The sequence below is a fragment of the Stenotrophomonas sp. YJH_SMC_16 genome, assembly GCF_059367875.1.
On sequence record NZ_JCAFRH010000003.1, the window covers coordinates 85,362 to 112,338 of the forward strand.

The 26,977-nt window shown below is 62.2% G+C and carries 31 protein-coding genes, 1 tRNA gene and 1 other RNA gene; 12 read left to right on the top strand and 21 right to left on the bottom strand.

All coding sequences use genetic code 11. From position 1 onward, the window contains the following. Positions 1-50: 50 nt before the first annotated feature. Complete coding sequence (locus tag AC5P6E_RS07915) at positions 51-482, bottom strand: GNAT family N-acetyltransferase (RefSeq protein WP_100448345.1); 432 nt, start codon at positions 480-482, stop codon at positions 51-53. Between the two features lie 160 nt (positions 483-642). Here AC5P6E_RS07915 and AC5P6E_RS07920 point away from each other — a divergent pair, with 160 nt between their 5' ends. Beyond that, positions 643-2,631 (top strand): XVIPCD domain-containing protein, encoded by a 1,989-nt coding sequence (locus AC5P6E_RS07920; RefSeq protein WP_495230813.1) that lies wholly within the window; start codon positions 643-645, stop codon positions 2,629-2,631. Positions 2,632-2,770: 139 nt separating this feature from the next. Here the strand turns inward: AC5P6E_RS07920 and AC5P6E_RS07925 are convergent, their stop codons facing one another. After that, complete coding sequence (locus AC5P6E_RS07925) at positions 2,771-2,959, bottom strand: hypothetical protein (RefSeq protein ID WP_043399306.1); 189 nt, start codon at positions 2,957-2,959, stop codon at positions 2,771-2,773. Positions 2,960-3,278: 319 nt separating this feature from the next. On the opposite strand from AC5P6E_RS07925, the gene AC5P6E_RS07930 reads away from it, so the two are divergent. Beyond that, a complete protein-coding gene (locus AC5P6E_RS07930) occupies positions 3,279-3,785 on the top strand; it encodes a substrate-binding domain-containing protein (RefSeq protein ID WP_495230814.1) in 507 nt (168 codons plus the stop codon). Between the two features lie 1,002 nt (positions 3,786-4,787). Here AC5P6E_RS07930 and AC5P6E_RS07935 read toward each other — a convergent pair. The 8 genes from AC5P6E_RS07935 to AC5P6E_RS07970 all read right to left on the bottom strand — a co-directional run bounded on the left by AC5P6E_RS07935 (position 4,788) and on the right by AC5P6E_RS07970 (position 9,776). After that, positions 4,788-5,393, bottom strand: a complete 606-nt coding sequence (locus AC5P6E_RS07935) for a hypothetical protein (RefSeq protein ID WP_495230815.1) — start codon at positions 5,391-5,393, stop codon at positions 4,788-4,790. A 520-nt stretch (positions 5,394-5,913) separates the two neighbouring features. Continuing rightward, positions 5,914-6,846 carry an SOS response-associated peptidase family protein gene (locus AC5P6E_RS07940; RefSeq protein ID WP_495230816.1) on the bottom strand — a complete coding sequence of 311 codons (933 nt, stop codon included), beginning with the start codon at positions 6,844-6,846 and terminating at the stop codon, positions 5,914-5,916. A gap of 83 nt (positions 6,847-6,929) precedes the next feature. Further along, positions 6,930-7,118 (bottom strand): hypothetical protein, encoded by a 189-nt coding sequence (locus AC5P6E_RS07945; RefSeq protein WP_495230817.1) that lies wholly within the window; start codon positions 7,116-7,118, stop codon positions 6,930-6,932. A 264-nt stretch (positions 7,119-7,382) separates the two neighbouring features. Then, on the bottom strand, positions 7,383-8,369 hold the full coding sequence (locus AC5P6E_RS07950; protein ID WP_495230818.1) for a PLxRFG domain-containing protein: 987 nt from the start codon (positions 8,367-8,369) through the stop codon (positions 7,383-7,385). Further along, the gene (locus tag AC5P6E_RS07955; protein ID WP_495230819.1) at positions 8,339-8,587 is read right to left on the bottom strand and encodes a lysozyme family protein; all 249 of its coding nucleotides are present in this window, start codon (positions 8,585-8,587) and stop codon (positions 8,339-8,341) included. Before AC5P6E_RS07955 ends, AC5P6E_RS07950 begins: the two co-directional genes overlap by 31 nt. After that, a complete protein-coding gene (locus tag AC5P6E_RS07960; RefSeq protein WP_235319597.1) occupies positions 8,580-8,771 on the bottom strand; it encodes a hypothetical protein in 192 nt (63 codons plus the stop codon). Before AC5P6E_RS07960 ends, AC5P6E_RS07955 begins: the two co-directional genes overlap by 8 nt. A 194-nt stretch (positions 8,772-8,965) precedes the next feature. Further along, positions 8,966-9,042 (bottom strand) — tRNA-Met (locus tag AC5P6E_RS07965). Between the two features lie 215 nt (positions 9,043-9,257). Then, positions 9,258-9,776 (bottom strand): hypothetical protein, encoded by a 519-nt coding sequence (locus tag AC5P6E_RS07970; protein WP_495230820.1) that lies wholly within the window; start codon positions 9,774-9,776, stop codon positions 9,258-9,260. A 95-nt stretch (positions 9,777-9,871) separates the two neighbouring features. Between AC5P6E_RS07970 and AC5P6E_RS07975 the strand changes: the two genes are divergently transcribed. Continuing rightward, complete coding sequence (locus AC5P6E_RS07975; protein ID WP_495230821.1) at positions 9,872-10,363, top strand: hypothetical protein; 492 nt, start codon at positions 9,872-9,874, stop codon at positions 10,361-10,363. A gap of 130 nt (positions 10,364-10,493) precedes the next feature. On the opposite strand, the gene AC5P6E_RS07980 is transcribed toward AC5P6E_RS07975, so the two are convergent. Genes AC5P6E_RS07980 through AC5P6E_RS08000 form a run of 5 tightly spaced genes read right to left on the bottom strand, consistent with a single transcriptional unit; the run spans position 10,494 to position 13,082 of the window. Next, positions 10,494-11,465, bottom strand: a complete 972-nt coding sequence (locus AC5P6E_RS07980; RefSeq protein WP_495230822.1) for a hypothetical protein — start codon at positions 11,463-11,465, stop codon at positions 10,494-10,496. Beyond that, on the bottom strand, positions 11,462-12,034 hold the full coding sequence (locus AC5P6E_RS07985; protein ID WP_495230823.1) for a hypothetical protein: 573 nt from the start codon (positions 12,032-12,034) through the stop codon (positions 11,462-11,464). Before AC5P6E_RS07985 ends, AC5P6E_RS07980 begins: the two co-directional genes overlap by 4 nt. 54 nt (positions 12,035-12,088) lie before the next feature. After that, on the bottom strand, positions 12,089-12,289 hold the full coding sequence (locus tag AC5P6E_RS07990; RefSeq protein WP_495230824.1) for a hypothetical protein: 201 nt from the start codon (positions 12,287-12,289) through the stop codon (positions 12,089-12,091). Further along, positions 12,286-12,624 (bottom strand): hypothetical protein, encoded by a 339-nt coding sequence (locus AC5P6E_RS07995; protein ID WP_495230825.1) that lies wholly within the window; start codon positions 12,622-12,624, stop codon positions 12,286-12,288. Before AC5P6E_RS07995 ends, AC5P6E_RS07990 begins: the two co-directional genes overlap by 4 nt. Continuing rightward, positions 12,621-13,082, bottom strand: a complete 462-nt coding sequence (locus tag AC5P6E_RS08000) for a DUF1064 domain-containing protein (protein ID WP_495230826.1) — start codon at positions 13,080-13,082, stop codon at positions 12,621-12,623. The genes AC5P6E_RS07995 and AC5P6E_RS08000 overlap by 4 nt, the downstream gene beginning before the upstream one ends. A gap of 77 nt (positions 13,083-13,159) precedes the next feature. On the opposite strand from AC5P6E_RS08000, the gene AC5P6E_RS08005 reads away from it, so the two are divergent. Together AC5P6E_RS08005 and AC5P6E_RS08010 are read left to right on the top strand one after the other, a co-directional pair. Continuing rightward, complete coding sequence (locus tag AC5P6E_RS08005) at positions 13,160-13,456, top strand: hypothetical protein (protein WP_495230827.1); 297 nt, start codon at positions 13,160-13,162, stop codon at positions 13,454-13,456. Beyond that, entirely contained in the window at positions 13,443-14,171 is a 729-nt protein-coding gene (locus tag AC5P6E_RS08010) for a hypothetical protein (protein ID WP_495230828.1), read from the top strand. Before AC5P6E_RS08005 ends, AC5P6E_RS08010 begins: the two co-directional genes overlap by 14 nt. Before the next feature lie 58 nt (positions 14,172-14,229). On the opposite strand, the gene AC5P6E_RS08015 is transcribed toward AC5P6E_RS08010, so the two are convergent. Next, positions 14,230-14,820: a hypothetical protein gene (locus tag AC5P6E_RS08015; RefSeq protein WP_414609677.1), complete on the bottom strand. Its 591-nt coding sequence runs from the start codon at positions 14,818-14,820 to the stop codon at positions 14,230-14,232. A gap of 64 nt (positions 14,821-14,884) precedes the next feature. On the opposite strand from AC5P6E_RS08015, the gene AC5P6E_RS08020 reads away from it, so the two are divergent. Genes AC5P6E_RS08020 through AC5P6E_RS08030 form a run of 3 tightly spaced genes read left to right on the top strand, consistent with a single transcriptional unit; the run spans position 14,885 to position 16,531 of the window. Beyond that, positions 14,885-15,130 (top strand): ArsR family transcriptional regulator, encoded by a 246-nt coding sequence (locus tag AC5P6E_RS08020; RefSeq protein WP_495230829.1) that lies wholly within the window; start codon positions 14,885-14,887, stop codon positions 15,128-15,130. Further along, positions 15,123-15,341 carry an excisionase gene (locus AC5P6E_RS08025; RefSeq protein WP_495230830.1) on the top strand — a complete coding sequence of 73 codons (219 nt, stop codon included), beginning with the start codon at positions 15,123-15,125 and terminating at the stop codon, positions 15,339-15,341. Before AC5P6E_RS08020 ends, AC5P6E_RS08025 begins: the two co-directional genes overlap by 8 nt. 2 nt (positions 15,342-15,343) lie before the next feature. Beyond that, entirely contained in the window at positions 15,344-16,531 is a 1,188-nt protein-coding gene (locus AC5P6E_RS08030; RefSeq protein ID WP_495230831.1) for an Arm DNA-binding domain-containing protein, read from the top strand. Here the strand turns inward: AC5P6E_RS08030 and AC5P6E_RS08035 are convergent. The 3 genes from AC5P6E_RS08035 to AC5P6E_RS08045 all read right to left on the bottom strand — a co-directional run bounded on the left by AC5P6E_RS08035 (position 16,490) and on the right by AC5P6E_RS08045 (position 18,882). Next, positions 16,490-16,957, bottom strand: a complete 468-nt coding sequence (locus tag AC5P6E_RS08035; protein WP_495230832.1) for a hypothetical protein — start codon at positions 16,955-16,957, stop codon at positions 16,490-16,492. The two genes, AC5P6E_RS08030 and AC5P6E_RS08035, sit on opposite strands and share 42 nt — an antisense overlap. Before the next feature lie 243 nt (positions 16,958-17,200). Further along, positions 17,201-17,944, bottom strand: a complete 744-nt coding sequence (locus AC5P6E_RS08040; RefSeq protein WP_495230833.1) for a hypothetical protein — start codon at positions 17,942-17,944, stop codon at positions 17,201-17,203. A gap of 104 nt (positions 17,945-18,048) precedes the next feature. Then, positions 18,049-18,882, bottom strand: coding sequence for a hypothetical protein (locus tag AC5P6E_RS08045; protein WP_495230834.1), 834 nt, complete (start codon positions 18,880-18,882; stop codon positions 18,049-18,051). 197 nt (positions 18,883-19,079) lie between these two features. Between AC5P6E_RS08045 and ssrA the strand changes: the two genes are divergently transcribed. The 3 genes from ssrA (at position 19,080) to AC5P6E_RS08060 (ending at position 21,943) form a co-directional block, all read left to right on the top strand. Beyond that, positions 19,080-19,472: a transfer-messenger RNA gene (gene ssrA, locus AC5P6E_RS08050) on the top strand. Between the two features lie 342 nt (positions 19,473-19,814). Then, the gene (locus AC5P6E_RS08055) at positions 19,815-21,314 is read left to right on the top strand and encodes a S8 family serine peptidase (protein ID WP_495230835.1); all 1,500 of its coding nucleotides are present in this window, start codon (positions 19,815-19,817) and stop codon (positions 21,312-21,314) included. A gap of 143 nt (positions 21,315-21,457) precedes the next feature. Then, complete coding sequence (locus AC5P6E_RS08060) at positions 21,458-21,943, top strand: hypothetical protein (RefSeq protein WP_010484437.1); 486 nt, start codon at positions 21,458-21,460, stop codon at positions 21,941-21,943. Positions 21,944-22,043: 100 nt separating this feature from the next. Here the strand turns inward: AC5P6E_RS08060 and AC5P6E_RS08065 are convergent, their stop codons facing one another. After that, the gene (locus AC5P6E_RS08065) at positions 22,044-24,209 is read right to left on the bottom strand and encodes a hypothetical protein (protein WP_149866586.1); all 2,166 of its coding nucleotides are present in this window, start codon (positions 24,207-24,209) and stop codon (positions 22,044-22,046) included. 131 nt (positions 24,210-24,340) lie between these two features. After that, entirely contained in the window at positions 24,341-24,802 is a 462-nt protein-coding gene (locus AC5P6E_RS08070) for a methyltransferase family protein (protein ID WP_413408566.1), read from the bottom strand. Between the two features lie 153 nt (positions 24,803-24,955). Between AC5P6E_RS08070 and AC5P6E_RS08075 the strand changes: the two genes are divergently transcribed. Further along, positions 24,956-26,977: an esterase/lipase family protein gene (locus tag AC5P6E_RS08075; RefSeq protein WP_338713635.1), complete on the top strand. Its 2,022-nt coding sequence runs from the start codon at positions 24,956-24,958 to the stop codon at positions 26,975-26,977.

Below are 26,977 nucleotides of genomic sequence, written 5' to 3' on the forward strand. Positions count from 1 at the left end.
GCTCTACAACAAGTTGCGGATTGACAGGACGCGCGGCTCGCCCGCAGCACTCACCCCACTGACAGGTCCTTGCTGAGGAACACCCTGCATGTGCCGACCGGATCGCATGGCACCCGGCCGAACACGACCCATCCATGCTTCACATAGAAGTCGGGCGCCTGGAAGCTGAGGGTGTACAGCACGCCGGAACGGCAACCACGACGCCGTGCTTCATCCTCTGCGGCCTTCAGCACGCGCGATCCCAGCCCGTTGCCGCGATAGGCCGCTGGCAGATGGAACAGATCCACGAACCACAGGCCCAGTGAAGTTCGCCCGGTAAGCCCCCCCACCACCTCGCCACTGGCCGGATCGGTGACCAGCACCGCGAGTGTGCGCCGATCGGCGTAACCCGCTGCGTTCAGATTGAACTGGTCCAGGCCACTGCCAATTAGGTCCAGCGCCTCGTCGCTGGGATCATCGGTTACGGCGACTTCAAGCGACATGGCGTCCTTCCATTGGCTGCAGATCGAGAGTCTGGATGCTATTAACCCCAATATTTTGCTGCTGGGGTCAGGCAGAACGGCCACGGCCAACCGTCCCGCCCCCCATCAACCGAAGGGTGTCTATACTCTGGGCTGGCTCGCCTCTTCATAGGAAGTTCGCATGACTGCGACGGCCTCCAATCCAGACGATTCGATTGACCCCACCTACTCCGGCTCTAGCACTGAGCACAGTGCAAAACTGCCGGGTGACCGCGCTTCGATTACCCGGACCGCAGACGGCGCGGTAAAGGTTGCCGGACGTAGTATCGAGAAGACTCAGGCAGAGGTGGCTCTTGCAGGCGCCACGTTGAAGAAGGTGACAGAGGTAACGGGTACGGCAGGCGAGAACCGTATCGAGCGCGAACGCATCACCCAGTTCAGCCTTGAGGCGTCGGTTGCAGTTGGCGCACGCGCCGAAGTCAAAGGCAAAGAGCGTCTGGCTGGTATCGAGCTTGAAGCCGGATCGCAGGTGGGTGCCCGTGTGCGCTATCGCGTCTCCCTGCCTGACACCACCGCATCTGAAACCGGAAAATCCACTCCTGCAACGGCTGAGCAAGCTGCCAGAGTGAACCCCTTCGACCCGACCACGCTGCCGATTGGTGGCCGGGTGTTGCTGGATAGCCAGCAATTCCAGCAGAGTGAGTTGAAAGTTGCGTTCCGCCACATCGCAACGGTGAACCAGCTCACTGAAGCGGAGGGGGTCGGTGTCGCGATCAGCCGTTTGGACGAACACCATGTCCGGGTCGTTACGGGGCCCAACAAGGCGATCGAATCCCTGCAGGGCGTGGGCGTCGATCTAGGCATTGCGCGCGTGATGGCCGGTCGCCAGGATGCGCTTGGACAGTCCAAACTGCAGACCGCCGACTTTGACCTGCGCGACCCGGATGCGCGTGCGGCCTACATCCGAATGCTCGCAACAGGCCAGGTGGCCGATCAGACGCCGGGCGTGAGCAACGTGGCTCAGCTGGAGCGGTTGGACTACAGCTCCCAGCAGCGGCTGCAAGTGGGACTGGTCAATGACCTGGTGAGTGCCGATATCGCGGGGCGCCGCAATACTGGCACGGCGATCCAGAGCACGGCTCCCGACGGCAAGGTCACAGTCACCCAGCAATTGAGCTATGACGACAACGTGAAGCTGACGATTGTGCGCGCCTTCATCCGTGACGGAGAAACGCTCCGCGAGGACGTGGATGCGCGCAGGTATCAGTTCCTTGTCGACACGGATGTGCCGACCCCCGGCTTTATGGACAAGGTGGTTGGTGGCCGAAACGAAGCCGTTGAGGAGCGCAACATCGCCACCGGGTTGAACCTGGCTTTAACTGGATCGACCGAGGGCCCGGGACAGATCCGTCCCGGTGAAAAAGTCTCGGTCAGCTTCAGCGAAGCGCAGATGCAGGAATTCATGCAGCGAACCCAGAAGATGGTCGAGCGCCCCCTCGGACATCTCGATCCATTGGCAGGTATCGCTCGCGCTGGCTATGGCGACCAGCCGCAGCGCGATGGTCTTGAGTTCGCAATCGGGATAGCCCGTAGCCTGCAGGGTAATGCCGATCAGTTCGGCAAGCATCTACAGCGTGTGGCGCAGGACGGTGACCCGCGTGGGCCTGTCCACCCGATCAATGCGCAACTCACGCGCTCAGACGGCACGCTGCTCAATGCGCCGGTTCAATCGCAGCAGCAGGCTCCGGCCCCCCTTTCACCGGCTGGCCGCACCGCCACCCTCGATCCGCGCCATTCGGACCACGAGGCAAATGCCATCTACAAGCAGAATTTCCAAGCGGCAGAAAGACTGGCATGCACCCAGGGTGGATTGCCGGATCAGGCAGTTGAGCGTTTGGCGATGGCCGGAACCATCGCAGCCCAGCGGGCTGGGTTGAGTCAGGTGGATCACCTTGTGGTCGGAAATCGTGGCCAAGCTTTTGTCGTGCAGGGGGCACTCGACTCCCCGGGGCATCTACGGGCGGGTTTCGACTATCAGACGGCGTTGAATACACCGATCGAGGACAGTTTCTCCAGATTGGAGGTGGCCTCTGAATCGCGTGCACAGAGCGATCTGCGTACTCAAGAGCACGAGCATGAGACGCGACTGATGGCGGCGCGAGGACTATGACCTGTCTCCGGGTCAGCAGGGCTTGTGCTGTCCAGCGTCGCCGATGAACTGCCATTGGCGTATGCCTGGCCATAGCTGAATCATGCCGCTTCCAGCGGCGCCAGTTCCTGAAGGGGCCGCCGCGGCGGCCCCTTGGACCTTACAGGTCCGGCAGGCCCAATCGTCTCCGCAGCGCCGCCACTAGAATGATCGAGATCTGCGACAACGCATCCTGATCCCGCGTCAGCTCGTCATACATATCCAGCAGCTCCGGTGGGATCTTTCCCATCCGGGCTGCCTTGAAGGCCTCCATCGAGACCACCTGAGCCTTATGGCGCTCATCTTCCATGTCCTTCTCCAGCGTCTGGCGGCGAGAGTGCCGCCCTCTGCATGCCTTGGACCCGCCTCCAAGCCTGTTGCAGGGAAAAGAAAAGCAGCACCACCATCCATGGACTGGCCCTTCTCCTCCAATGGCCACCGGTTCTCAGCGTGATGGCTTCACAGAAGGATGACCGTTTGATCTTCCACAGGATTTCTAAGCGGCATGTCATTGATTCAATCGAACATCGAATCGTCCTTCAGGGATAGGGGGGCTTGGAGGGTTCGAGCAACCGTTGTGCAACCTCCCTTGACGCCCCTCTGCAAAAGCAGCCCGCCAAGAGGTAAACGTGAAATCGATCAGGACCGCTTTGCTCGTTATCTCGTTGTCCAGTCCGTTCCACTTGGCTTACGCCCAGCCCCCAGTGCAAGGCGGCGGCGCCTCGGTGCCGGCAAACCTCTACAAGGGATCAGCAGACAGCATTCTTCCAAACAGCTTCAGCTACGCCGTAACGGGCTCCGGCAAAGAGAAGAAAGCGTTTCTCAGCAATGATCCCAGTCTCTTCGGGAACATCGGCACAGTACATTTTGCGGCAGGCGATTCCGTTCTTACGGCGACCGAGTTGTCCGACTACACCAACGCCTACAACGTACCCACAACCAACCAAAAATATGGAGCGCTCATCCAGATTCCCACGGCGCTCGCACCAGTCGTGATCCCCTTCAACAAGCCCGGCGCGAAGCTTGACCTGTCCATCAACGATATCTGTGGTGTCTTCTCAAGCAAGATAGCGGACTGGTCTCAACTATCATCGGGTTTGTCGTCGGGTCAGAGTGGCCCGATCACTGTGGTTTAACGCTCGGAGAGCAGCGGTAGCACTGAAGTTCTCACGCGTTTTCTGTCTGCGGCATGCAAGTCGGTTGATTTGTTCGGGACTAGTCTCAAACAGCAAAGCAACTGGAGTGGATCGGCGCCGGGCTTCTCGATCCAGACGAGCTTCGCCGGCTTGTTCTCAAACAACACGGCGCCCTCAAACTTTCTCCCTGCCGTGGCAACGGGAGACACCTCGCTGCTTGATACCGTCAATTCTGGTAATGGCCGCATTGGATACACTGGCCCAGACTGATGGTCAACCCGGACGATGCCACGAAAGTGGCCCGCGTGATTGGGTTCTCGCCCAAATATGTGAGCATCCCCGCAACGATCGGTGCCGTTAGTCCGCCCACAAGCGTGTTGCAAGCGCCATTCGTTCATTCCTTTTCAATCACTACGGAAGCGCAGGTGATTCCAGCCAGGATCAAGGGCCCAATGACGCGACATTACGGGCGCACTGGTTCTACCCACTGGATAGGAGTTGGCGTGAGGCGATCCAGACACGATTCGCTCTTGCAAGTAGTTCGACCGGACTGAACAACCCGGACGCCTGCAATGGAATGGGGCGCCCCTAGCAGGGATGCGACATCACGACGTTGGAAAACAGGGGCCGGCTGTCATGCCGGCCTCTGCCCCGCTGCCTGCCTCTGGACAGCAGCGGCGGCTGAACGATTTCAGCGTCAGCCCTGACCGCGCGTGACTGTTCAGGAAGATTGCCGTAAGATCCGTTTCGTTGGGCAGGGTCAGTGTCAGCGTTTATGACGGCATTGGCCGCAAAGCCTTGCAGCACTTGAAGAAACCGGGGGGGCATTGTCCCCGCGCCGTCATCGGCGCCAGTTTCCAGGAAGCAGAAATAATGAAGCCCATCAATGCCTTAGCTTGATGGGCTTTTTTGTTCATGACTGCCGCATGGGCAGAAATGGGCATCGATTGGCAGCGTTTGGTCAACTTCTTGGTCAACTTTCGATGTTGACCATCACCGCGGTCAGCGCGCCGGCGGATCCCCCATCTGGAGTTCCTCATCTTCCAGCCTTCGAATCTCATCGCCGGCGGCCTCCGCTACGAACTTGTAGGTCGTCTCAACTTCAACCCACCGTGAAGAGGCCTCACTCGCGGTCTCGGCACCGAGTGCGTGCCAGAGGGATTCGACGAACTGGTCGAACTGAGCCCTGACTTTTTCTGAGTGCAGCCGCGCTCGGATGGGTACGATGTCCGATGCTATTCGAGCAGGATCCGCCCTGACTTCCGGGTCAACCTCAATCTCATACCAGTAGGACTCGGCGTCTCGCCACTTTTTAGTGCGCTCCGCGCGCAGTCGACGACCCGCCCTCAGCAACGACACGACAAGCGGTAGCAGCGCGATTAGATTTGCACGCTCTGCCTCTACCCGCCTCGCCTTGAGCGCATCGCGGCGCTCTACCAACCGCTTTGCCTCTTGTGCCGAATCGCGTCGGCGCTCGAGTGCCAAATCCAAGAGCCATTTCAACAAGATGCCTGCGACCAGCGATACGACCGGCAAGCCGTACTTCCAGAAGTTACTTGCCGACTCTGCGGCGGGAGAAGCCGGAGCGATCAGAATTTCGACAGGCATGTGGCACCCTTCTTCCATGGAGAGTGCTTATCCTGCCTGAACGATTTGACGAATTGATCAAATCGGGGGTTTCTGCAAACCGTCAGAGCAGCCGCGCCTCACCCCATCCAACCGAACTGTGGCTCCGTGTTTGCCTTGGCCAGCCTGTTTGCCCGCACAGCCTCCCGCCAGGCGGTGATCTTGGCCACGTCCTCCCACAATCGAGCTTGGTGCCTTGTGACCCAGAGCTCGGCGCCGACCCGGCCCTGGTCGTAGCTGCTGCAGCGCCGGGATGGTCCGCCAGGATCATTCCTATGTCGATCGAGGTGTGCCACCCAGGTCCCGTCATCGACACGCTGGGTCATGGAGACAACCCAGATCCCCTGGCAGGCGATCACAGTCAGCGGGTCGTTTGGCCAGCTGGCAGAGCGTGTGGTCCGGTAGAAGGAGTCGGGAAGCGGCATGGCCGGCAGGATACGAATGGCGGTCGCAGCAGATGCGATTGTGAGCACTCTATTGCCACGCCGCGGCCGCTCCCCTCTTATGCAGCGAGCTGGTGCTCGTAGAAGGGGTGCCGTTTGTCGTCGAAGATCCGATACATCGCGGCCAGGTCAGCCGGGTCCGGATTGAGCCAGGCATCGACGTGCTCGGGCTTGATGTTGATGATCGTCCGATCATGGCCGGCCGCAGCGACTTCCGGCTCGGGGTCATCGGTAATCGCGGCGAAGGACAGCAGGTCGGGCTCTTTCCCTGCGGGGTCCGTCCAGTGCGACCACAGGCAGGCCACCAGCATCGGTTCGCCCGTGCGCGGCGTGAACTGCACCACCTGGTTCTTGCCGTCCGGGCCTTCCACGTTCTCGTAGAACGTCTCCACCACCATGAGCCCGTGGGTGTGGCCGAATGCAGGCGCCCAGAATTTCTCCAGGCTATCCCGGCGCGCGTTGTAGGTGCCCGGGAAGCGCTGGTCGTAGTTGGCCGGCTTCCCGGCCAGGCGGCACTGGTAGCGCATGGGCTTGATGACCAGCTTACCGCCCTCGGAAATGATCACGGGGGCGTAGACCCCGGGGAAGATCCGGCTGTCACGGTCCTTCGACTCGGAGCGCTTGAGGTCGCCGAGCTTAGCCAGGGCGCGATCGATCTTGTTGCCGGCAATCCGCACGTCTTCCCGGGCCTTCTTCGTTTCCTTCACCTGCAGCGCGCGCTCCGCGTCGGCGAGGCGCTTCCGGTTCGCGAACAGCTCCTGCTCCAGGACGGCGGTCTCGGTGCGGTTCCACTGTTCGATCTCAGCCCACACGGCCAGCTCAGCCGGGCTCGCGCCGGCGCGGAACGCATCATCCATCGCCTTCGGCGTCTTCGGCCGCTTCTTCCCCTGGTCATTGGCGTAGAGAGCAGCGAACTCCTGCAGGGAGATCGTGGCGCCAGTCATGCGGACCAGCTTCTGATAGGCGGCGGTGATCTGGGCGGAGTAGCACATGGCCGGATTACAGCACGCCGGCCTTATGGCGCCGTGAGTGCCCTGGGGCGCTGAAGGGGGCCGCCGTGGCGGCCCCGTGGACCTTACAGGTCCGGCAGGCCCAATCGTCTCCGCAGGGCTGCCAGGAGCACGATCGAGGTTCGCACCAGCGCGTGCTGGTCGCGGGTCAGCTGGTCATACATCTCCAGCAGCTCCGGGGGGATCTGCCCTGCCCGGCCTGCCTTGAAGGCCTCCATCGAGACCACCTGAGCCTTGTGGCGCTCATCTTCCATGCCCATCTCCAGCGTCTGGCGGCGAGAGTGCCGCCCTCTGGATGCCTTGGGCCCTACCTCCAAGCCTGTTGCAGGGGAAAGAAAACCAGCACCACAGTCCATAGGCTGGCCGTTCTCCTGCTTTCCTTCTCCAATGGCCACTACCAGCGAGTCCTTCTTGTCCATCGGTTACTGACCCCTGTATCGGTAACGCCGGCACCAGCGCCGGCGTCTTCACATTGCTTTCATCCGGTCAGATCCGATGGGGGAACAGCGTTCCTGCAATTACTCCGTCACTGCTTTGTTCAGCCGCGCGGCCAGCTTGGGGTTGAGCACGATGCCAGCCTCGGCCCTGGCGCTGTAGCGGGCCCGGTTCTTGATGGACTGCTGCAGGCCGCTGGAGGTGATGGCCAGCTCCGGATTGGCCTTGTTGAAGGCGCCGATCTTGCTGAGGACCGAAGCCCGATCGCTGGCGTTGCCGTTGCGCAGGGCCATGGCGAAGGCGTTCACCAGCGACTTGCGGCGGTCGAGGATGTGCTGCTCGTAGTTCTTCAGCGCGCGGGTGGTCTCGTACTGCCTGGAGACCTTCTCCGGCGCGAAGCCGTTGGCCTGCAGCAGGATCTCCCAGGGAGACAGATCCTCCACGACGGGATCGCCGCGCAGGGTGTTCACTCCCTGCGTTGCGTAGCGACCGGCCTTGATCATGTCCTTCAGCCCCTTCGGCAACATGGTCTCGACGCCCCGCATGATGTGCCCCTCGTCGACCTGCTGCTTACCCACGAGCACGTTCTTCAGCACACCACCCATCGGCCCCGCGGCCTGCTCGAGCAGGTTGTTGAACATACCCCGGCCATCGAGCTCGCGATCGGCGTCCCGGATCCACAGGCTGTCCAGGCCCACACGGCCGGAAATGTTCGCGCCGGTCAGCTTGTCGGCCGGGCCGTGCAGCAGCAGATCCGCCCCGCTCTGCCCCAGCATGCCGGTGAGGAAGGCCCGGAGCTCGGTCTCTGCATCCCAAGGCTCGTCGTCATCCCCGAAGGTGGCCTGGATGCCGTTCAGTGCGCCCATGATCATGCCCATCATCGGCAGCCCCATGGCGCCGGAGAACAGCGCGCTCATGCCCAGCAGGCCGGTCAAGTTGCGCCGGGCAATCTGCCTCACCTGCGGGTCCTGCCCCTTGGTGGCCTGCCAGACCATCCGCCCGAGCGCCCAGGTCATGTTCAGGCTGTACTGCCGGAACATCAGCAGGACCTTGGCGGTGCCGCTCTGCATGAAGCGGGCGCGGTTGGCGTTGCTGTAGTCGAAATGGGTGGGCCCGTGATGCCGGCGCAGACAGTCAGGATGCCGGCAGAGTCGTAATACGGCACGTAGCGGCGCCCTTCGTGGGCGGAATCGTTCGTGCCCAGGGTGGCGACCAGCGCGCCGATCAGCGCCAGCGGTGCGGCAGCGAAGCCGACGCGCTGCTTGGTGCTGAGCTTGGTGTCAGCCACGGCGGCGGATCCACGCCCAGAATCGCCTTGCGGTACCCATGCGCGCGGTCCACCAGGCCGACCAGTCACCCCAGTTCTTCACCATGACGGTGAAGGTCTGGACGGTGGTGAAGATGATCGTTCCGATCAGGGCCCAGTCGCTGAGGGTGTAACCCGGCGAGTAGGTCGCAGCGGTGACGCTCACAACCGCTCCGATCTTCGAACCTGCGACCGCCAGGTCCGTTGTGATCTGCTCTTTGATGCTCACCGCGGTTCCCCCAATGAAAGGAGGCCGGCATGGTCACCACTACCGCGGTTGCAAGGTCGCGCGGACACCAGCGGCGCGTCTCACGACGGCCTATGTGCTGGCTTGAGTGGTGGCCATGACTACCGGCCGTTTGGTAGCGGGAGGTGGATTCGAACCACCGACCTCGTGGTTATGAGCCACGCGAGCTGCCGGACTGCTCTACCCCGCAAACAAGAAGGCCGCTGATCGACCAGCGGACTCCCACGTCCTGGTCAATCAACGGCCTTTGAATTGAGGCGCCCATAAGAACGCCCACTGTAGGAATTCAAACCTAGTTTCGGTTCCCGAGGCAACTGCGGTTCCTCATGAGGAAATTTTCTTCCTCATGAGGAACAACTGAGGTCAGCTAGATGAATGCTCTGAGCCGCCCATCTAATCTAGCCATCAGATCAATGATTTCACTCTTCGAACAGCTTCATCCATAACCTGGCCTACCGAACCTTGAGGACCATCAATGCCGTCAATGGTTGCGAGATCCTTCTTCCTCCGTTGTTCCAACCTATCTAGATACGACTTGAGCGCGGGCTCATCTGCGCCCGCGCCAGCTGCAAGATCGGCGGTGACGCGCTCAAACGTGATGCAGTCAACATTGAGTCCGGCCACAGGCTCGTGCAGTTGATTGAACACGTCCAGCAAATGAATGGCAGCAACCTTGGCGTTGCTGCCGAAGGCTTTCTCGATTTCCGGCAGGCTCTGGCTCAGCCAGACGAATTCTCGGCCAGCCTGGTCAATTTCCTTAAGCGTCTCCTTTAGTGCCTGCTCCAGACCGCCATAGTGGCTCGTGCTTGCCGCGCCGGCAGTCGCTCCCTGCAAGTAGGCATCGAATTGATATCGAGCTTGGTAGTAGCGGTAGGCAACCGTATCCACGGCGTACAACACGTTCAGCTTGAAGTTCCCTGCCATCAAATTGCTCCGATTCTTGGTGAGAAGCGCGCGACGCGCCCCTAACAAACCTTAACGAATGTGATAATCCTGGCCAATACAGGGAGGGAGTCGCAATGGTTGAGACCGTACTGGGCATGACCGATCTGCAGATCAAATTGTTCACGGCGCTCGGCCAGATTCTTGTGGCCGTCGTTGTTGGCTTCATCGCCTATCGCCAGTGGCGAACCGCAAGGAGCAAGCTGCAGTTCGATCTCTTTGATCGCCGACTCAAGGTCTACGACGCGATAAAGTCGGTGGTTATTCGATCGGTTCCAGCCGATTGGCGTGCGAATGTCGAGCTGGAGATGTCCACCGCGCTGGCAGAACTGCGCTGGCTCTTCGGAAAACCGGTCCACGATTTCGTTTGGAAGGAGATCTATCTGCCGCTGGTAGACCTTTCTGAAGCAAAGGCCACGATCGCCGAACCCGGACCGCTCAGCCAACCAGGGGTGAGAGAAGCGCGGGACGCTGCATCTGCGAGAGCGCGGGTCCTGCGGCGACAGTTGAGCGAATCGATGAAGGTGCTCGAGGAGATGATGTCCGAGTTCCTTACCCTCACCCATTGATCCCTGTTATGGGACGTCTCACGCACCAATGGCTCAGGCCGCGCAGACTCAACATGCGCAGCGGGCGCGTGGAGGTACAGCCTGCCAGCGGTACCGGTCCTTGGAGCAAGGCGAATAGGGAAGCCGGTTATCAAGCCCGGCCCGCGTGATCCCGCTCGTCCGCACGGTCACGCGCGGCTAGCCCGAACCACAGCGCTTTGCGAAATCCCTCCCTGCCTCCATGAAGCGCTTCTTGCAGGACAGCGCTGGCGCATTTGTGGGCCTTGATGTAGTTGCCCTTGCGCATCTTGGCTGACTTGGCCAGGCCTGCGAACGGCTGGCGCCGCTCCGGCCACACCAACTCGTGCGCCGCGTCATAGATCACCAAGCGAAGGCGCCAGCGATCGGCGGGCTTGCCGAGGTCCAGCGGCCGCGGCCGCATTGCACGCACGTCCTTGGCTACCTGACGGTAGGCAGCGAGGGAGAGCCGTGCGATCGCGGCGGGGCCCATCCTCGTCGCTACGGCAAGCGCGGTGTGCTTCTCCAGCGGATTACGCATGTAGCCGACCGCGCCGGCGATGTCGCTGCTGCCCAGCGGTGCCAGGGTGCTGCGGCCCTCGACGGGCATGCGGTAGCTCCCGCCGACCAGCAGTCTGGACAGCAGCTCCAGGACGTCGCCCTTACCTTCGTCGTCGAATCCATCCGGTGCGGCGCCGCGGCGCCGCTGCCCTGCACTGTCGTCCGCCGCCGCTGGAAGAACCGGTGCACGGCGGCACCAGGCATCCAGCGCCGCCGCCAGAGCACCGGCAGGATCCTGGCCAACGTACACTGCTGAGGATGCCCCACAGCTGCAGCACTGAATTTGCGCGCCGCGCGGGAACAGGCCGGTCGGGGCGGCACCACAGCGGCCGCATTGGACTGGCGCGCTGCTGTCGAAGATGGCTCCGCGCGTCCCACAGTGTCTGCATTGAAGCTGCACGAGTTGCGACTCGCGGCCAGGCCAGCACACCCTCGCCTTGCCATTGCAGTTGGCGCAGGACGGGATCTTCTTCCCTTTGAGGAAAGCCACCTCAAGCTCGCGCGCGGCAGCGAGTGCGTTGGTAGCGACTGCAGTTTCGTTCATGGCGTCTTTTCCAGGCTCTGCTTTGGATCCTCTGCAGCGCGCGCGGCGCGCGCCTGGGCCAGCACCTGGGCATAGGCCTCGGGGTGCTGGTCCTCGAAAGCAGGGAGGGTTCCGCGGGCCCATTTCCCGCCGCCCAGTTGCTTCAGCCATCCGTCGACCGCACAGAAGCGGCGCGGGTCCACGCCATGGGCCCGGACACCCTTCGCCGTCGTGAAGCCATCTAGCTCAAGATCTGCCAGCACCTTAAGCGCGCCGACCTTCCAGGGCGTCAACTGCAGCGGCGCCGGTACACCTGCGGCCACTTTCGGCACAAACTCAGGCAGCTCACAGCGCTTGGTGGGGTTCCAGTCGAACCATGCTGTGGGTCCCCACTCGCGAAGATCGCCGGATGCGCGGTCCCATGGGCCGGCCTGGTGGAGGCCATGCCGATGCACCTCGCGCTGAATCTGCTGCCCCGGCTCCGTCTTCCACTGGGCGGTGCAGCTGTCCGGGACCAGGACCTGTACGCCCAGCGCATCGAGCATCCGTGCAATGCCGTAGTTCGCTTCCGTCGTGCAGGGCACCAGCACCGCCCTGAAGTCCGGGCCCCGCTGGTCGCTGTTGCTCCAGTGCGCCGGCAGGATCTAATCGGCCACCTTCGCGTTGAGCTGCAGCTTCGCCTCGATGCCGAGCTGGTGCCCTGTGGCCTTCCACACAGCGAGGATGTCGAAGCCGGCCGTCTCGGGGTAGATCTCCCAGCCTTCCGTCGCGGTCAGGCAGTCGATCAGGCACGTGCACAGCGCAGCTTCGGTTGGGAACCGCGCCTTCAGCTCTGCAGGTTTCATTGGCCCTTCCTCTTGAATGCCTTGGCCATGCCGTCGTACTTGACGACGTCGGCGACCAGTTGCGCGTCCTGAGCAGCGCGGGCGGCGCGCTCAGTCTCGCAGGCCGGTACCGGCAGCGCGCGGAGCTCGGCAAGCCTGGCACGTGCCTGGTTGACCTTGTCCTGGGCCCAGAGCGCCTTTGTCGCGAACGGCCGCTCCTTCCCCGGCGGATCAACCTTGGGCGGTCCACCAACCGAACACCGGCGCTCGATCTCCCGCAGTAGCTCGGTGGTGGACACCGTGCTGAGGTCGACCCGGGTGCCCGCTGCGCTACCGCTCGATCTCCAGCCGCTCATGCCAGTAGCACCTTGATCGGATAGTGGTGTTCCACTTCGCGCTTTTTGATGCGGAATTCCTTCGTCTCTCGCCCCTTCACGTCCACGAAGTCGACACTTCCGTCGCGCAGGAACACCAGGAAGTCCAGGACGTACTTGGTGCCGCCTGGCAGGTGCATCGGTACCTGGCGAAGCCAGAAGTGCACCTCGCCCGCCTGCTGCCGCAATTTCAGCCGCTCGTAGTAGCGCGCCTCGCGCTTGGAATCGAAGCGGATGCCGTCCACCGTGGTGATCACGTTGCCGTACTTCGGCCGCTTCTCCACCGGTGCGCGCTCCTGGTCCTCGGCCGCCTGGGCGACGACGAGCTGAGTGCCGAACAGATGGGCCAGGTCATCGAGCGCGCCAAGGCCTCGACCATTGTGGCCACTACCTACATCGGCGCGGTGAAGGTCGAGCTCGACGCAATCCGGTTGGCGCACGAGACCGGGAACCTGACGGCGGCGGTTGCCGAGCCCCAGCAGCTCCCCACGCTGCCGGCGGGCCAGAGGCGCTGACGATGACCGCCAAAGAACCCACACCGACCTTCGGCTGCGACATGGCCACGGGCCCTGACGTCAGCTGCCTGGCAGAGATCGCGAGCGGCAAGGTCATCAACGTCCACCCTCTGCCCGTCACGAAGAAGTCGCAGGTGCTCCTGGTTCTGCGGGCCGGCGGCCGCATCGCCGCGAGCCACCGGCCCGGCCTGCTGCAGCTGCTCGGCGCCAACGACAGCCCGGTGCCCGCGTGGCAAACCGCCCTGAAGGCCGCCCAGGCCTCGTCCGCACAGCCCGGAGATCCCCATGAACCGCAGTGACGTCCTCCCCCGCTTCCTCGCCGATACGGCCAGCCACGAACTTCGGATCGTGGTCGACGATGGCGTGCACCGGCACCTGCAGTTCCGTCGCCCCGGAACCTATTGCTACGGCTTCGACATCGCCACCTGGCCCGGGCACCTGGCGATCTCCGGCGACATGGGCACCGCAGTCTTCAACCGCCTGCACGACATGTTCGAGTTCTTCCGCGCCAAGCCCGCGGAGCACGAAAAGGCCGGCGGCCTGTTCGTGAACGATGGCTACTGGGCCGAGAAGTGCGTGGCCAACGACGGCGCGAAGCAGGAATTCAGTGCGCGCCTGTTCCGTGACCTGGTGACGCGCCTGTTCAAGGAATACGTCGAGGAACGCGTGGACCCAGACGACCTGGCGGATCCAGACTCGTCGACGCCGGAATGGGTGGCCAGGCTGTGGCAGGAGCTCGAGCGCGAAGTTCTGAACGACTCGGAAGACCACGACGCCCTGAGCAACGCGATCAGCGCCATGTCGGACTTCGAGCCCCATGACCCCGACTACAGCGACTTCCGGATCACTGATGCCTGGGAATACGCATCGTCCCTGCAGCAGTACACGTTCCACTTCATCTGGCGCCTGTATGCGATCGCCCACGCGGTCCGTGCCTACGACGATGCTGCCTGCGCGGCTGAACCGACAGGCATTGCAGCGCCAGCACCGCTGGCGGAGGCCGCCCATGCTTGAATGCGCAAGTCTCTTTCACCCCGTCATGACCCGATCGGCCTTGAGAGACGAAATACGACTAGCCGAGCATCAGTCTCCACCACCAAGAATGCGTAGCCGGCGGCGCAAAGATGCGTTTGTTCATCTCGTTCGAGGCTTCCAGGAGCGCAACTTCCGCAGTTTCCAGGTGATGCAGGAAAGAATTCAGAACCTCTCCTCGGTCGGTTGCGTCTGCCCGCAGAGCCGCTCGAACCTTCGACTCCATTTGCCTTGCGGACATTGCGCACGCCACTGCCTTGCTCAGATTTCGAGCGGGTGCATTCAGCTCATGAATGCGATGCAAGTGTTTGCGCAGCATAGGAGGGACCCTAAGTACATCCCCTCCTTCCGGCTCGAAACTCTCCAGTACTGCCTGCGCATGACCAAGCCTCACATGGTTCACAAGGCCACGAATGCTGACGTGCCAGCTCTCGATTTCAGGAACCAAGAGAGTAGACAGTCCGAGCGCACGATCCAGCGCCTCCTCCCTACGCCGCGCCTGCTCCGCAAGAGCGATACGCAATGCAATGAAGGCAGCCAGAAACGTTCCAACGGCCGCCCATGCGTCCCAGTTGACTTCGCACGTGCTGCTAAGCCACCAGCACTGGCTCAACCCATCGACCATACCCATTGCGCCCCCTCCCTTTCACCTGAAGGCCATTCTGGCACTTCGCTGCTGGCAGAAGGTGCTAGCCGTGCATGACACCACAGCCCGCGCAGGCGCCGCCAACGGCACGTCCATCCGGATCCTGGAGCTTCTGAAGGAGGGGCCCTGCCTGGCGGGCGAGCTGGCCGCCGAGCTGCACCTGCCTTCAAACCGGGTCAGTAGCTACCTGCACCAGCTGGCCAAGACCGGCCGTGTGCAGCGCGCGCCCTTCCATGGCCCTGACGAGCGCCCATCGGTCCTCTGGAGCCTGCAGGTGGTGGTGCCCCATGAGTAACCACGGACCCTCGTCACGAGGATTGTCGAGGACCGGATCCCCCGCGAACCTGCGGCCGGTACGATTCGTCACGCTCAAGCAGTTCGAGGCACTGACCGGCTACACGGTCGATGCCATCAACTCGAAGATCAAGCGAGGCGATTGGCTGGAGGGCGCCGTGTTCTTCAAGGCGCCAGATGGAAGAAACCTGATCGACCTGGAGGGGTACTAAGAGTGGGTAATGCACGGCAAGGCGGCGTCAGGCCAGCTACACAGAGCAGCATCACAATAGACTTCTACTACCGGGGCAAGCGGTGCCGTGAGCGGATCAAACTTCCTCCGACCGCACGGAACCTTCGGTACTGCGAGAACCTGCTGGGGCAGATCAAGGTCGAGATCGAGAAGGGCACGTTCGACTATGCCACCCACTTCCCCGGCAGCAAGCGCGCGGTGCAGGTGGCGGCGAAGCCGGCGACCCTGGAAACCTTGGAGCAGGTGCTGACACGGTGGCTGGCACAGAAGGAGCCTGAGCTCGAGCACAGCAGCCTGATTGGGTACCGCCGCATCGTCGACAACATCCTGGTGCCGCGATGCGGAACGATCGCGCTGCGTGACTTCGACCGTATCGCGCTAAAGGAACTGGTGGCCACATTCGACCAGTCGACCTCTGCCAAGCGCATCAACAACGTCCTGGGCCCGCTCCGCGGTGCCCTCGATGAGGCCGTTGCCGATGACTTGATCCCGAGCAACCCCCTGGACGGCTTCAGGGTGAAGCGGCGTGCCAAGGCCAACGCGCGGGAAGAGGTCGATCCCTTCACACCGGAGGAAGTCCAGGCGATCTTGGCCGCCTGCCGCGAGGACCAGGTCCGCAACTACTGCCAGTTCAACTTCGCCACGGGCCTGCGCACCTCAGAAATGATCGGACTCTGCTGGTCGGACATCGACTGGCGCAAGGGCACGGTCAAGATCCGGCGGGCATGGGTCATGGGCAAGATGAAGGCCCCTAAGACCGAGTCCGGCGTGCGCGAAGTGCAGCTGCTGCAGCCGGCGATCGATGCCCTGAAGGCCCAGCGCGCCCATACCGCCACCGCCGGCGAGTTCGTCTTCCACGATCCCAGGACGAACGCACGGTGGGGATCAGATCAGAGCATCCGCGCGGGCGAATGGCAGCGCGCGCTGCGCAAGGCTGGCATCCGGTACCGGTACCCGTATCAGATGCGCCACACCTTCGCCTCACAAGCGCTGAGTGCTGGCGAGAACGTGATGTGGGTGGCCCGCCAGATGGGCCACCGGGACTGGACAATCACGGCGAAGAAGTACGGTCGGTGGATCCCGTCGATGGTCCCCGATGCTGGTGCGAAGGCCGCGGCCGTCTGGACCTTATTGCCTGGCAAGATGGGCCAGCTCACACCTATGCTTTAGCAATGCGATCAACATCATCGTAATGTGGAGAAAGGCTTGGGAAACCTCGCGGTAATGGGTCCGGCTTTGCACTTGATCCGTCGGCCCAAGAGCCAGCCTTATGAGCACGGAACCGTCCCCTTCCATACCCTTCTTTTCGGACTGCTGCAGCATCTGCGCGATGTGAAATTCAGAGAAATGGATAGCACCCGATGTTCGTCGATAGACATCGGGGATCCAATCTGCCAAGGGCTTAATCTGATCTATCAGCCATCGATCGCTAGCCTTTTCCTTTGCCCCTCGAAGCTTCATATCCTTGATACTCAGACCCGATGCGACACTCCTAGCAAACTCTTCCGCCGTCAGACCGGGAGTCTGCTCGGCCCAGTAAATTGCGTATGTCCTGGCCAAGGTATCAAGATTCAACCTGACAATGGTCATAGCCATTTGACCGTTCTTTGAGTCAACAGCTTGGCGGAACGCCATCTCCAGGGAAAGCGTCCTACGGATTGCCGCTAAGAGAAAGTGGCGCTCGCATTCCCTTTCCCGCTGAAAGGCAAACAGGCGCTTCGCGGCAGCATAGAGATCTGCTCTGATCCGTCGATACCAGCCCGAGCTCCCAAACTCACCCAAGTCCTCAATGGGCGCACCAGGTTCGCTGTCTAGCTGTCCGTCCAAATGGAGCTCCTATTAGGCGGCCAACATGTCAGTGACGACGTCTTCGGCAACGAGCAGAGGATCAGAGTAGCTCTTCATCTCTACTCCGACCCTGCTGAATTTCCATGAGAAATCATCCAGCAGCTCATCAAACCGCTCGGCTGCCGCAGCTCCTGAATCATGTCGAACCACGTACATCAGCATCCGATCTCCTTGGTAGACACGCTTTGCAATCTGCAGATCGTTGTCTGCACGCAAGAGCCTTAGCTCGGCATCCTTCCTTTTGGCGAACCTTGCCGAGACGATCGTACCGAGCGCCCGATTGGACTGGAGTGGAATATCTAGGTAGTGAGTCCTCCCGGGCTCCCTAACCTCGAATTGGTTCTCCCCGCGGATGATGGTCTCAGCGCGAAGTCCGGAGATGCGCCGTAGCTCGTCAAAGACGACACTTCTGATGGCGTCATTCGGCTCCGTCTTCAGCCCCTTTCCACCGCGCTCTGCCTCCGCGCGCGGGCGGGCCAGCGGAACGGTTCGGAAAAACAGGTCATCGACAACTGCACGGGCGTCGGTTCCGGAGGCGTACTTTTCCTCGCTGAGGAAGATGCCAGTTGCTGGTATCTCGAATCCAGCCGCCAATGCGTCACCGACGACCCTCACGAGAAACTGCGCATCGCTTGCCACGCTTGCGTCATAAAGACATTTGACCCTATCGAATGAGTCGATCAGGCGGACTATGCTCTTTCCATTGCCTGCCCTGAACCGGACGCCAAGGTTCAATACTTCACCTGTGGCCGCATCAGGCAGCCAGCGAATGTTCTGCCACACACCTTCAACGGCCTGGCCAGCACTCGAATTGGACGTCCTGAGTAGACTTGTCAGATTCATAGCAGCACCTGGAATGCTGTCTTGTAGTGTTTCGGGACGGAAGTTGCGCGCTGCTGCAGGAAATCCTTCACGTCTTTTTCCTCTAGCCCCTCCACAAGACGGGGCAGCCACTCCAACAGGTCGAGATCCGCCTTGGCAAGAACGGTTGCATGAGCCTCAAATGCGCTGAGAACTCCGGATCTGACTTTCGCAGGGGCCTGCTCGACGTCATGAGAGTCCCAAGCGGCGAGAGCCAGCTTATTCGTGTGAATCACACGAGCTCTATCCAACGGAACAGCCCACGCGTTCCCCGTACACACCCGGCCGTGATCAATGACAGCATATTTCCCAGGCGCCATGCGGACGAGGTTTCCGAGATTCCGATCCTCATTGAGTACCCAAGCATCCAGTGCAACCACATCAACCAGCTTCTGCCACTTCTTCAGGTCATCACGAAGTGCTTCTAGCCCCTGCTCTTCTGTCCATCTAAAGGCCTGCTTTGGAGTGTTGCCGCCAACGTCCTCGACGCACCACGCCACGACGCTGCCGCTCGCGTCCTTCATCGGCCTGAACCCATCAGGCAGATAGCCTGTCTGGGCATTCGACAACAACATGATCGCGGATCGCACCGGAACATCGATGTCAGCATGCTTCGCCAAGACGTAGCCGATCAGTTCATTGACGAGACCCTTGGGCGCGTCACCTTCGTCATAAACCTTCACATAGGCATCGACTGGCGTGCCAGGCTCAAACTCCACCCTCGCCTTGTGCGTGTTGGCGTCACAGCCGTCACCCGCCTTACCAAGGTAAGACAGGTAGCTGCTTGGTCCCAGCAATTGCGTGACCGACATGCCGGAGCTCCTTGCCCCTTAAGCGTCCGGCCAGAGCGTCGCATACGCTGCGATTGTTCAGCAAGTGAAGATGAACAGGAATGACTTGCCGCGTGACTGTTCAGGAAGATTGCCGTACCATCCACATCGTTAGGCGGGTTCTTGGTCAACATTTGGTCAACCAAGGGCCTGAAATCCTTGCAATACTTGAAGAAACCGGGGGTGCATTGGTTTCGACGGGGGTTGTGAAGTCGCCTGGCGCATGCCGAGGGGGTAGCTTTCCTCGTAAATCCAGCTGCAAAACTCTAGTTGCCAACGACGACAACTACGCTCCGGTCGCTCTCGCAGCCTAAAAACTGCGGTGCGTGACCTTCTGCCGACTTAGGCGGAGCCTCGAAACTGCTTGTGTCCATGCTCGCAGCGTAGAGTCATTATCATGGAATCGCGCTGGGCGGCTGCCTGTCAGTCCGGCACTAGAACACAACAGGCTGGTTCCCGGGTGCGCTTTGCACACCGTGCTGCTCGGGAATGAGATTCAACGGTGAGCTAAGCATGTAGTGCTGGGGATGGAGTGCCTTCGGACGGCGGTTCAATTCCGCCCACCTCCACCAACGAACGGTCCGTCAAGGACCGGAGAAGCCCGGAAATTCCACCAACGTGGGTTTCCGGGCTTTTTTATTGGCCGCCTCGCCTCGCCGCGGAGTTCACCGCCCAGGCGCAGTCGCGTTCCGATGCCGTGAAGCAATGTCGACACCACGCATCTTCTCTCACCTTCGACATCACTAAATCACTTCAGAATTTTCCCAGCCTCCCATTGGGGGGGATGTGTCCGCGAAGCCGTTCGTCCCGGGTCGCCATCAAGAGGAGACCACGGAGCACCCGCACCCTTCACATGAAGCCGCGCCCGAGGGGCACGGCCTGTTCGACACATCTTTCACAAAGGAACTGTATCCATGCGTACGTCGCTTCGGGTTTCCCTTGCCAGCGCCATCACCCTGGTTCTGCTCAGCGCCCCCGCCTTCGCCCAACCCACCGAACGGGTATGGACGCGAGGCATGGCCAGCAACGAGCAGTACAGCAGTTTCATCGTCAAGTACCGGGACGGCAGCAGCAAGCGCGTTTCGGCCACCACCGCACAGGATGCGCTGAAGAAGCGCCTCGGCATCCAGCAACGCAGCAAGCGCTCGATCGGCGCTGCGCCGGCCCCAGCCGTGACCCACCAGCTCCGCATGGGCGGTGGCGCCGACGTCGTCACCACGGACAAGGCACTGGATCTTCCGGAAGCGCAGATCCTGATGCAGCGCATCGCCGACGATCCGGACGTCGAGTATGTGCAGCCGAACTACATGATGAGCGCGTTCACCACACCGAACGATCCTCGCTACGGCGAGCAGTGGCACTACAGCAATCCGACCAGTGGTGCGCGCCTGCCGGCCGCGTGGGACCGCTCCACCGGCCAGGGTGTGGTGGTGGCTGTGGTCGATTCGGGGTATCTCAACAACAACGACCTGCAGGCGAACCTGTTGCCGGGTTACGACATGATCTCGTCCACCCGCCCGTTCAGTGATTGGCAGTGCATCATCGGCGGACTCAATCCCGGCTGTGGTGGCTCCGACGATGGTGACGGACGCGACGCCGATGCCTTCGATGCCTCGGGCATCGCACACGGCACGCACGTCGCTGGAACGGTCGCTGCGGTGACCAACAACCAGATCGGCGTCGCCGGCGTGGCCTACAACGCGAAGGTCGTGCCGGTGCGCGTACTCGGCAACCAGGGCAATGGCGGTTCCGCCGACATCATCGACGGCATGCTCTGGAGTGCGGGTATCAACGTGCCCAACGTCCCGGCCAATGCCAACCCGGCTGAAGTCATCAATCTCAGCCTCGGCGGCCGCCGGGCCTGCTCGCCGGCCGAGCAGGATGCAATCGACGACATCACCGCGCAGGGCACGATCGTGGTGGTCGCCGCCGGCAACAGCAATCTGGATGTGTCCGAGTTTGCTCCGGCGAACTGCAAGGGCGTGATTGCGGTTGCCGCCAACGATCAGGGCGGTCGTCGTGCGTTCTACTCCAACTACGGCGCAGGCATCCACATCACCGCACCCGGTGGTGAAACCTGGTCCTGCCGCGCGTCCGTCGGCGAGTTCCTGCCGCTGGCCACACCGCCGAACCAGACCAACTGCGCACCGACCCGCCAGCATCCGGCACAGGGCATCCTGTCCACCGTGGGCAACAACGCCTTCGACTTCATGTCCGGCACCTCGATGGCGGCGCCGCACGTCGCCGGCATCGTCGCGCTGATGCAGGCAGTGGCGCCGGTGCCCAAGACCACCGACCAGGTCAAGGACATCCTGCGTCGCACTGCGCGCCCGATCGCCGCAGCAAACTGCCCGGGGGGTTGCGGGCCAGGCATTGTCGACGCCGCAGAAGCGGTGAAGGCGGCCAGCAACTGATGGCATGGCGCAGCGGCCCGGCAAGGTCGCTGCGCCTTCGTCGCGCATCCGATCTGTACGCGCAGGCAACATCAGCAGGCCCATAATCCGGTTCCGCGCCCGGTGCCGGGCGCGCTGCTCCGTCACGTACAGAAGGACCTGCAATGAGAACCAGAAACACCGCGTTCGCCGTGGTCATGACCGCTCTGGCCGCGAGCTCGGCTACCCACGCAGCCCCGCCTGCCATCGCCCCCGCCGGCACCGCAACGCTGGAGGCCCTGCTGGCCTGCAAGGCAGGTTCGAACTTCAGCGAAGCCGAGGCCATCGATGCCCTGCAGGCAGCCGGCCTGGCCAGGAAGCCTGGCGGTACGTTCGAGCCGGAAACCACGCCAGTCGCCCTGTTCGGCGGTACCGTCACCCATGCCGATGTGAATGTCGCCGAGGGCGAGAAGAGCGTCTTCGTCTACTTGAACGGTGTCGATCCGAAGCGCCTCGCCAAGACCTGGTCGGTGACCACGGTCAACGAATACGCCAACACCGAAGAGCCCTCGTACGTGAAGCGCATCGACAAGCGCCACACCCTGCACGTGATTGCCGGTGACGATTACGAAGGTTATTCCGCCGCCGTGAAGTGCCAGATCGCGCCGTAACGGCCTGACCCGCGCTGGAGCCAGTGCCGTACTCGCTGGCGGAAGGCTGCGTATGCCTCAGGAAGGCGGGCCGACAGTGCCCGCTCTTCCGGCACGACGCTCAGCGCTTCGGGCTTACCCTCCAGAGTTCGTAAGGCCCTTCGGTCATGACACGTGTTGCCCGGCTGTCCGCAGCAAGAGTGTCAACCGCAGTGCGCAGAATCCTATCCCGCTCCTGGCCACCTGCCGCACCGGGTGAGCGGACGATGAGGTATTCAGCAGCAATGTGCTCCAGAAATTCCAGCGTGTGCTCCGGGGTATCAACCAGGCCGGGGCGTGTCAGCGCAATGATGTCGATGGGCTCGTACCGGACTGGCAACCAGAAGCCCTCCCCGCCCACATCCCCCACAGCACGCGTGCGCGGCGCCTCCTGGGAAAGCCGCTGGGCCATCCTTTCCAGGCCGATGTCGCGCCAGGCTGCCGCACGCCGCGAAGCCGTATCCAGCATGGGGCGATCAAGACGTGTATCGAAGGCGCGGGTACCAGGCCCCCATGCGCCCGTCACAAGACACATCAACGCAGATGCCACCGCGATCGAGAAAACCAAGGCACGCACGACTTGGCTCACGCCAGGGCAGGACTGCCATTTCCACAGTGATTGCTGAAGAAGGAAGCCAGCAAACATCAACAGGCTCAGCAAGGGGGTGATGAAGTAGTTTCCATCCGCACCCGACGCTTCGATGTAGCGATTTCCCAGGAGCATCGGGAAGAACAGCAGCCCCAGCAGAAGCACGGGAACAGCGCGCCGCCAGGCGACCGATCGCCGCCAGCCGAGGATCATCGCCACCAATGGCAGGCCAAGCCATGCATTGCCCGTCCACAATATCTGCAGCAGCGGATACTGCCGCGGATCGAACAGGTACGCCAACAGGGCCTTTCCGGGAGGCAGATAAACAAGCAGATCACTGGTCGGGAGACGACCCACGGGTGACTGCAGCGGCATGCCCCAGGCGGCAAAGAGATCAAGCGCGGCATTCGGGGCAACAATAGGCACCCCCGCCAGCCACCATGTTCGCGCGGTGATCAACCCCACCAGCACTATCGCGCCAAGCAACGCCCCTCCGGCAATCGCAGCAGGCGGCTGCCTCCGGTGAAAGCGCTGGCTCCGCCAACGGATGAAAGCGGGAATCGCCAGCAGGCCGATGGCCAGCGTGTACGGAATGTTGGACAGCCTGGCCTGACTCGCCAACAGGGACGAAGCCGCCGCAATCCAGAGCCAACCGGCACCGCCTTTGTTGCCGAGTCGAAGCACAGCCAACAGCGAGACGGCAAGCAGCAAGGCCGCCAAGGCGTCTCCCTTGGCCGTGATTGAAATGTTGGCGAACGCAGGTAGCGTTGCAAGCAGCGCGACAATGTAAGGACGCAAGACACGCATTACGCGCAGCTCACGCAGGATCTGTGACGCAACCCCGAGGGTGGCCAGCCAGCAGCCTATACTCAAGCCGATGATTGCAGGGATGCTGCCGATGGCCGCCAAGGGGACCTGGAGCAGCTCAATCAGTTTTGGATAGTAGTGGACTGGTGCTACAAGACCTTCGCTACGGAATATGTTGCCACTTGCGATCAATGCGCGGTCGGCTGACAGACCATACCAGTTGGAATCAAAATCCGAGGAAACAGACGCCTTCGCAAAAAGCACCAGCGTCAAAGTCGCAATCAAAGCCGTGACTGCTGGTGTACGCCCAGCTCCACGTCGAACGCCAGAAACCAGCATTCCTCCCAGCCACGGTCCACGCCGCAGAATCAACGCCCCGCCCAGTACCAGCGCGGTGAGCACGGCCAGTGCTTGCATGGTTCCCACGCCAAGCAAGGAAGCCATCCACAGTAGAAGCGAGCAGGCCACAAGGCCTGTCATGCCGACAATGACCTGTTGGGCGGGATCGCGTTGGGAGACACCTCCAGCCAAGGCAACAAGGCATCCGCCCAAGGCGAAGATGCCCTCCAGGTAGATGTAACTGGCAAGCATCGCCACATCCACACCATGGTGCCTGGCATACAGAGCCGAAACCGCTGCGATACCTGCCCAGAGAGCGGCCCCCCGGATCAACTTCAGCGCCACATACAACGCGAAAAACAGCGCTGATGACTCCAAGGCGCCCTGCCAGGCGGCCGGCTGCCTTACATGCCAGCCCCACACACCGGGACCGACCAGGGACCAGATGGGAACCAGGATGAAAACCAGTACCAATGCGCTTGCAAGTACAAGCCTCCCGACGGGTGGTTTCACGCTTGCACTCGAAGGTTGGATGGGAGGGCGCAGATTACTGTCTGAAGCTGCGCGCGTCATCCACGGAACGCGAGGACACCCGTGATACAGCCCAGGGAGTGCCAGAGCACTCGGTAACGGCCTGACCCGCGCTACAGCCAGCGTCGTACTCGCTGGCGGAAGGCTGCGTACGCCTCAGGAAAGCGGGCCGACAGTGCCCGCTCTTCCGGTACGGTCTGCCACCGGTTGATGTACAGCACGAACAGCGGCACAGCCAGCAGTGCGGCCAGGTTCTGCAGGTACAGCATGGCACCTGCCAGGACAGTGGCCTGCCCCAGATACATCGGGTTGCGTGTGTAGCGGTACACGCCGTGCGTGACCAGCACGCTCGACGCCGCCGGCCGCAGGGGATTGACCGTGGTGCCCACGCGACGAAAGGCCAGCTTCGGCAGCAGGTTCAAGACCACGCCGAAGACCATCACCAGGCCCGCAAGCAACTCAGGCATCGGTAGCTGCAACGCCCCGCCCGGCTGCCATCGGCTGCCCATATAACCGATGGCGGCGCACAACAGCATCGCAAGAGGCGGAGGAACACGGGTCTCAAGCCAGCGCATCGCAGCCCTGCATTCATCCTGTTCACCCCAGTGTCACACGGAAATGCCTGAATCGCCCGCTTGGCGGCGCTTCCGTGCTCCAAACCGACCGCCCGGTATCTTCCGCTTTGACATGCCGACCGCTAGAGTGGCGCCACCGCGCAGGAGGATCGTATGGCAACCACGGGCTTGGGCTTCATCGGCCGCACGACCCTCATCATCACCGTGCTGCTCACCCTTGGCGGCTGCGCCACGTTGCGCCAGTTCGGGCCGTCGGTGCAGGTGGCCTCGGTCACCCCCGGCCAGTACATCGCCCTGAAGCGCGGCGACATCCTGACCACCGGCAAGCTCAGTTCGGCCACCATGGAAACCCTGCGCGTGGCCGGTCTCGACGAAGGCGTCTGCGCCAAGCCCGGCCTGCCCTGCATCGAGGCCATGGAAGGCAGCATCGTGGTGCGCGAGGAGGACAAGCGCTCAAGCTTGGCCGAGCTGTGGCTGCAGCATGCGATGACCCTGCCGGCGCCCAAGCGTGAGTACTCCACGTCCGGCCGTGCCAAGAGCGCGATCACCGAGCTGGATGCCGATTTCCAACCGCGCCTGGACGCGTGGATGCAGGTCGCGCGCCAAGCCTACGCCTATCTGTTCTTCACCGAGCGCACCGCCAACCAGCGTGGTTTCGAAGACCGCCAGACCCAGGTGCGCGACTACTACAACCTGGCCGTGCAGGAAGCCTCGGTGCAGTTGTACAACGCGTATGCCACCGGGCGCGTGCACAGCCAGGCCAGCCATTTCCAGCTGGGCCGCTGGACCTTCGTGCTGGCACCTTCAGGCGAGGCATCGCCGCTGGATACGCGTACCCCCACCGAACTGGTACCGGCGGCCTCGCTGTCGTTCACCGGCACGCTGCGCAGCGTGCATCGCCGCGATGGCTTCGGTGCCGAACTGGTGGCCGTGATGGAGGATCCGGCCGCCACCACGGCCACCACGCCGCCGGCCACAACACCCGCCGCGCAGGCCGCCACACCGGTCACGCAGAGCTGGAGCGAGATGCCGTCGCCATCGATGACGGTACTGCTGCGCTTCTCCGGAAAGAACCTGTGGGAAGTGCTGCACGACGACGAGCCGGAACTGGAGATCCACGATCCCTACCAGGTCACGGAAGTCACTCTGCATGGGCAGCAGGTGCCATTGGCCGCGAACTTCACCGCAGGCTACGCATTGTGGCTGGCGCGCTCCAACTTCAGCCACCAATCACTGCGTTCGTTGTTCGGTGGCAAAGGCGGCATCGACACGCCGCATCTGTACATGATGCAGCCCTACGATCCGAACCGCCGCGTGCTGCTGATGATCCATGGCCTGGCCAGCAGTCCGGAAGCCTGGGTCAACGTCGCCAACGAGCTGATGCGCGACGACGAGATCCGCCAGGACTTCCAGGTCTGGCAGTTCTACTACCCCACCAACATGCCCATCGCGATGAGCCACGATTCGATGCGCCACACGCTGGATGAGGTGTTCAAGCATTTCGACCCCAGCGGCAAGGCGCAGGCTTCGCATGACATGGTGCTGGTCGGGCACAGCATGGGTGGCGTGATCGCGCGGCTGATGATCTCCTCTTCCGGCGAGCATCTGGTCGACACCCTGCTGGAGACTGCGCAGATGACGCCGGCACAGCGTGAACTGCTGCGTACCAAGGGCGCACCGGTACTGACCTTCCTGCCGGAGCCGGAAGTATCGCGCGTGGTATTCATCGCCACGCCACACCGCGGCACCGATGTGGCGGGCACCCGCCTGGGCCGCTGGATCGGTCGCCTGGTGCGGTTGCCGCTGACCGTGCTGGAAGACGTCGCCACCATCGCCAACGACGGCCAGATCGATCGCAACGACGGCAAGCACGGCTACCAGATGAACAGCATCCAGAATCTGGACAAGGACGATCCCTTCGTCCGCGCCGTGGCGGACCTGCCGATGTCGCCGAAGGTGCACTACCACTCGATCATCGCGCGGGCCAAGGCCGATGGTCCGCTGGAAAAGACCGACGACGGGCTGGTGCCCTACTGGAGCTCGCACCTGCCGCACGCGGATTCGGAGAAGGTGATCGTGTCCGGGCACAGCGTGCAGGAAGCCACGCCGGCCATCGTCGAACTGCGGCGGATCCTGCATGAAGACATGCAGGAACACGACCGGCAGTACAAGTAA

Bases quoted from the DNA above. Each gene is read 5' to 3' on its own strand.
- AC5P6E_RS07915 (WP_100448345.1), bottom strand. From the start codon at position 482: ATGTCGCTTGAAGTCGCCGTAACCGATGATCCCAGCGACGAGGCGCTG.
- AC5P6E_RS07920 (WP_495230813.1), top strand. From the start codon at position 643: ATGACTGCGACGGCCTCCAATCCAGACGATTCGATTGACCCCACCTAC.
- AC5P6E_RS07925 (WP_043399306.1), bottom strand. From the start codon at position 2,959: ATGGAAGATGAGCGCCATAAGGCTCAGGTGGTCTCGATGGAGGCCTTC.
- AC5P6E_RS07935 (WP_495230815.1), bottom strand. From the start codon at position 5,393: ATGCCTGTCGAAATTCTGATCGCTCCGGCTTCTCCCGCCGCAGAGTCG.
- AC5P6E_RS07940 (WP_495230816.1), bottom strand. From the start codon at position 6,846: ATGTGCTACTCCGCCCAGATCACCGCCGCCTATCAGAAGCTGGTCCGC.
- AC5P6E_RS07945 (WP_495230817.1), bottom strand. From the start codon at position 7,118: ATGGAAGATGAGCGCCACAAGGCTCAGGTGGTCTCGATGGAGGCCTTC.
- AC5P6E_RS07950 (WP_495230818.1), bottom strand. From the start codon at position 8,369: ATGCAGAGCGGCACCGCCAAGGTCCTGCTGATGTTCCGGCAGTACAGC.
- AC5P6E_RS07970 (WP_495230820.1), bottom strand. From the start codon at position 9,776: ATGGCAGGGAACTTCAAGCTGAACGTGTTGTACGCCGTGGATACGGTT.
- AC5P6E_RS07975 (WP_495230821.1), top strand. From the start codon at position 9,872: ATGGTTGAGACCGTACTGGGCATGACCGATCTGCAGATCAAATTGTTC.
- AC5P6E_RS07980 (WP_495230822.1), bottom strand. From the start codon at position 11,465: ATGAACGAAACTGCAGTCGCTACCAACGCACTCGCTGCCGCGCGCGAG.
- AC5P6E_RS07990 (WP_495230824.1), bottom strand. From the start codon at position 12,289: ATGAAACCTGCAGAGCTGAAGGCGCGGTTCCCAACCGAAGCTGCGCTG.
- AC5P6E_RS07995 (WP_495230825.1), bottom strand. From the start codon at position 12,624: ATGAGCGGCTGGAGATCGAGCGGTAGCGCAGCGGGCACCCGGGTCGAC.
- AC5P6E_RS08005 (WP_495230827.1), top strand. From the start codon at position 13,160: ATGACCGCCAAAGAACCCACACCGACCTTCGGCTGCGACATGGCCACG.
- AC5P6E_RS08010 (WP_495230828.1), top strand. From the start codon at position 13,443: ATGAACCGCAGTGACGTCCTCCCCCGCTTCCTCGCCGATACGGCCAGC.
- AC5P6E_RS08015 (WP_414609677.1), bottom strand. From the start codon at position 14,820: ATGGGTATGGTCGATGGGTTGAGCCAGTGCTGGTGGCTTAGCAGCACG.
- AC5P6E_RS08025 (WP_495230830.1), top strand. From the start codon at position 15,123: ATGAGTAACCACGGACCCTCGTCACGAGGATTGTCGAGGACCGGATCC.
- AC5P6E_RS08035 (WP_495230832.1), bottom strand. From the start codon at position 16,957: ATGGCTATGACCATTGTCAGGTTGAATCTTGATACCTTGGCCAGGACA.
- AC5P6E_RS08045 (WP_495230834.1), bottom strand. From the start codon at position 18,882: ATGTCGGTCACGCAATTGCTGGGACCAAGCAGCTACCTGTCTTACCTT.
- AC5P6E_RS08055 (WP_495230835.1), top strand. From the start codon at position 19,815: ATGCGTACGTCGCTTCGGGTTTCCCTTGCCAGCGCCATCACCCTGGTT.
- AC5P6E_RS08060 (WP_010484437.1), top strand. From the start codon at position 21,458: ATGAGAACCAGAAACACCGCGTTCGCCGTGGTCATGACCGCTCTGGCC.
- AC5P6E_RS08070 (WP_413408566.1), bottom strand. From the start codon at position 24,802: ATGCGCTGGCTTGAGACCCGTGTTCCTCCGCCTCTTGCGATGCTGTTG.
- AC5P6E_RS08075 (WP_338713635.1), top strand. From the start codon at position 24,956: ATGGCAACCACGGGCTTGGGCTTCATCGGCCGCACGACCCTCATCATC.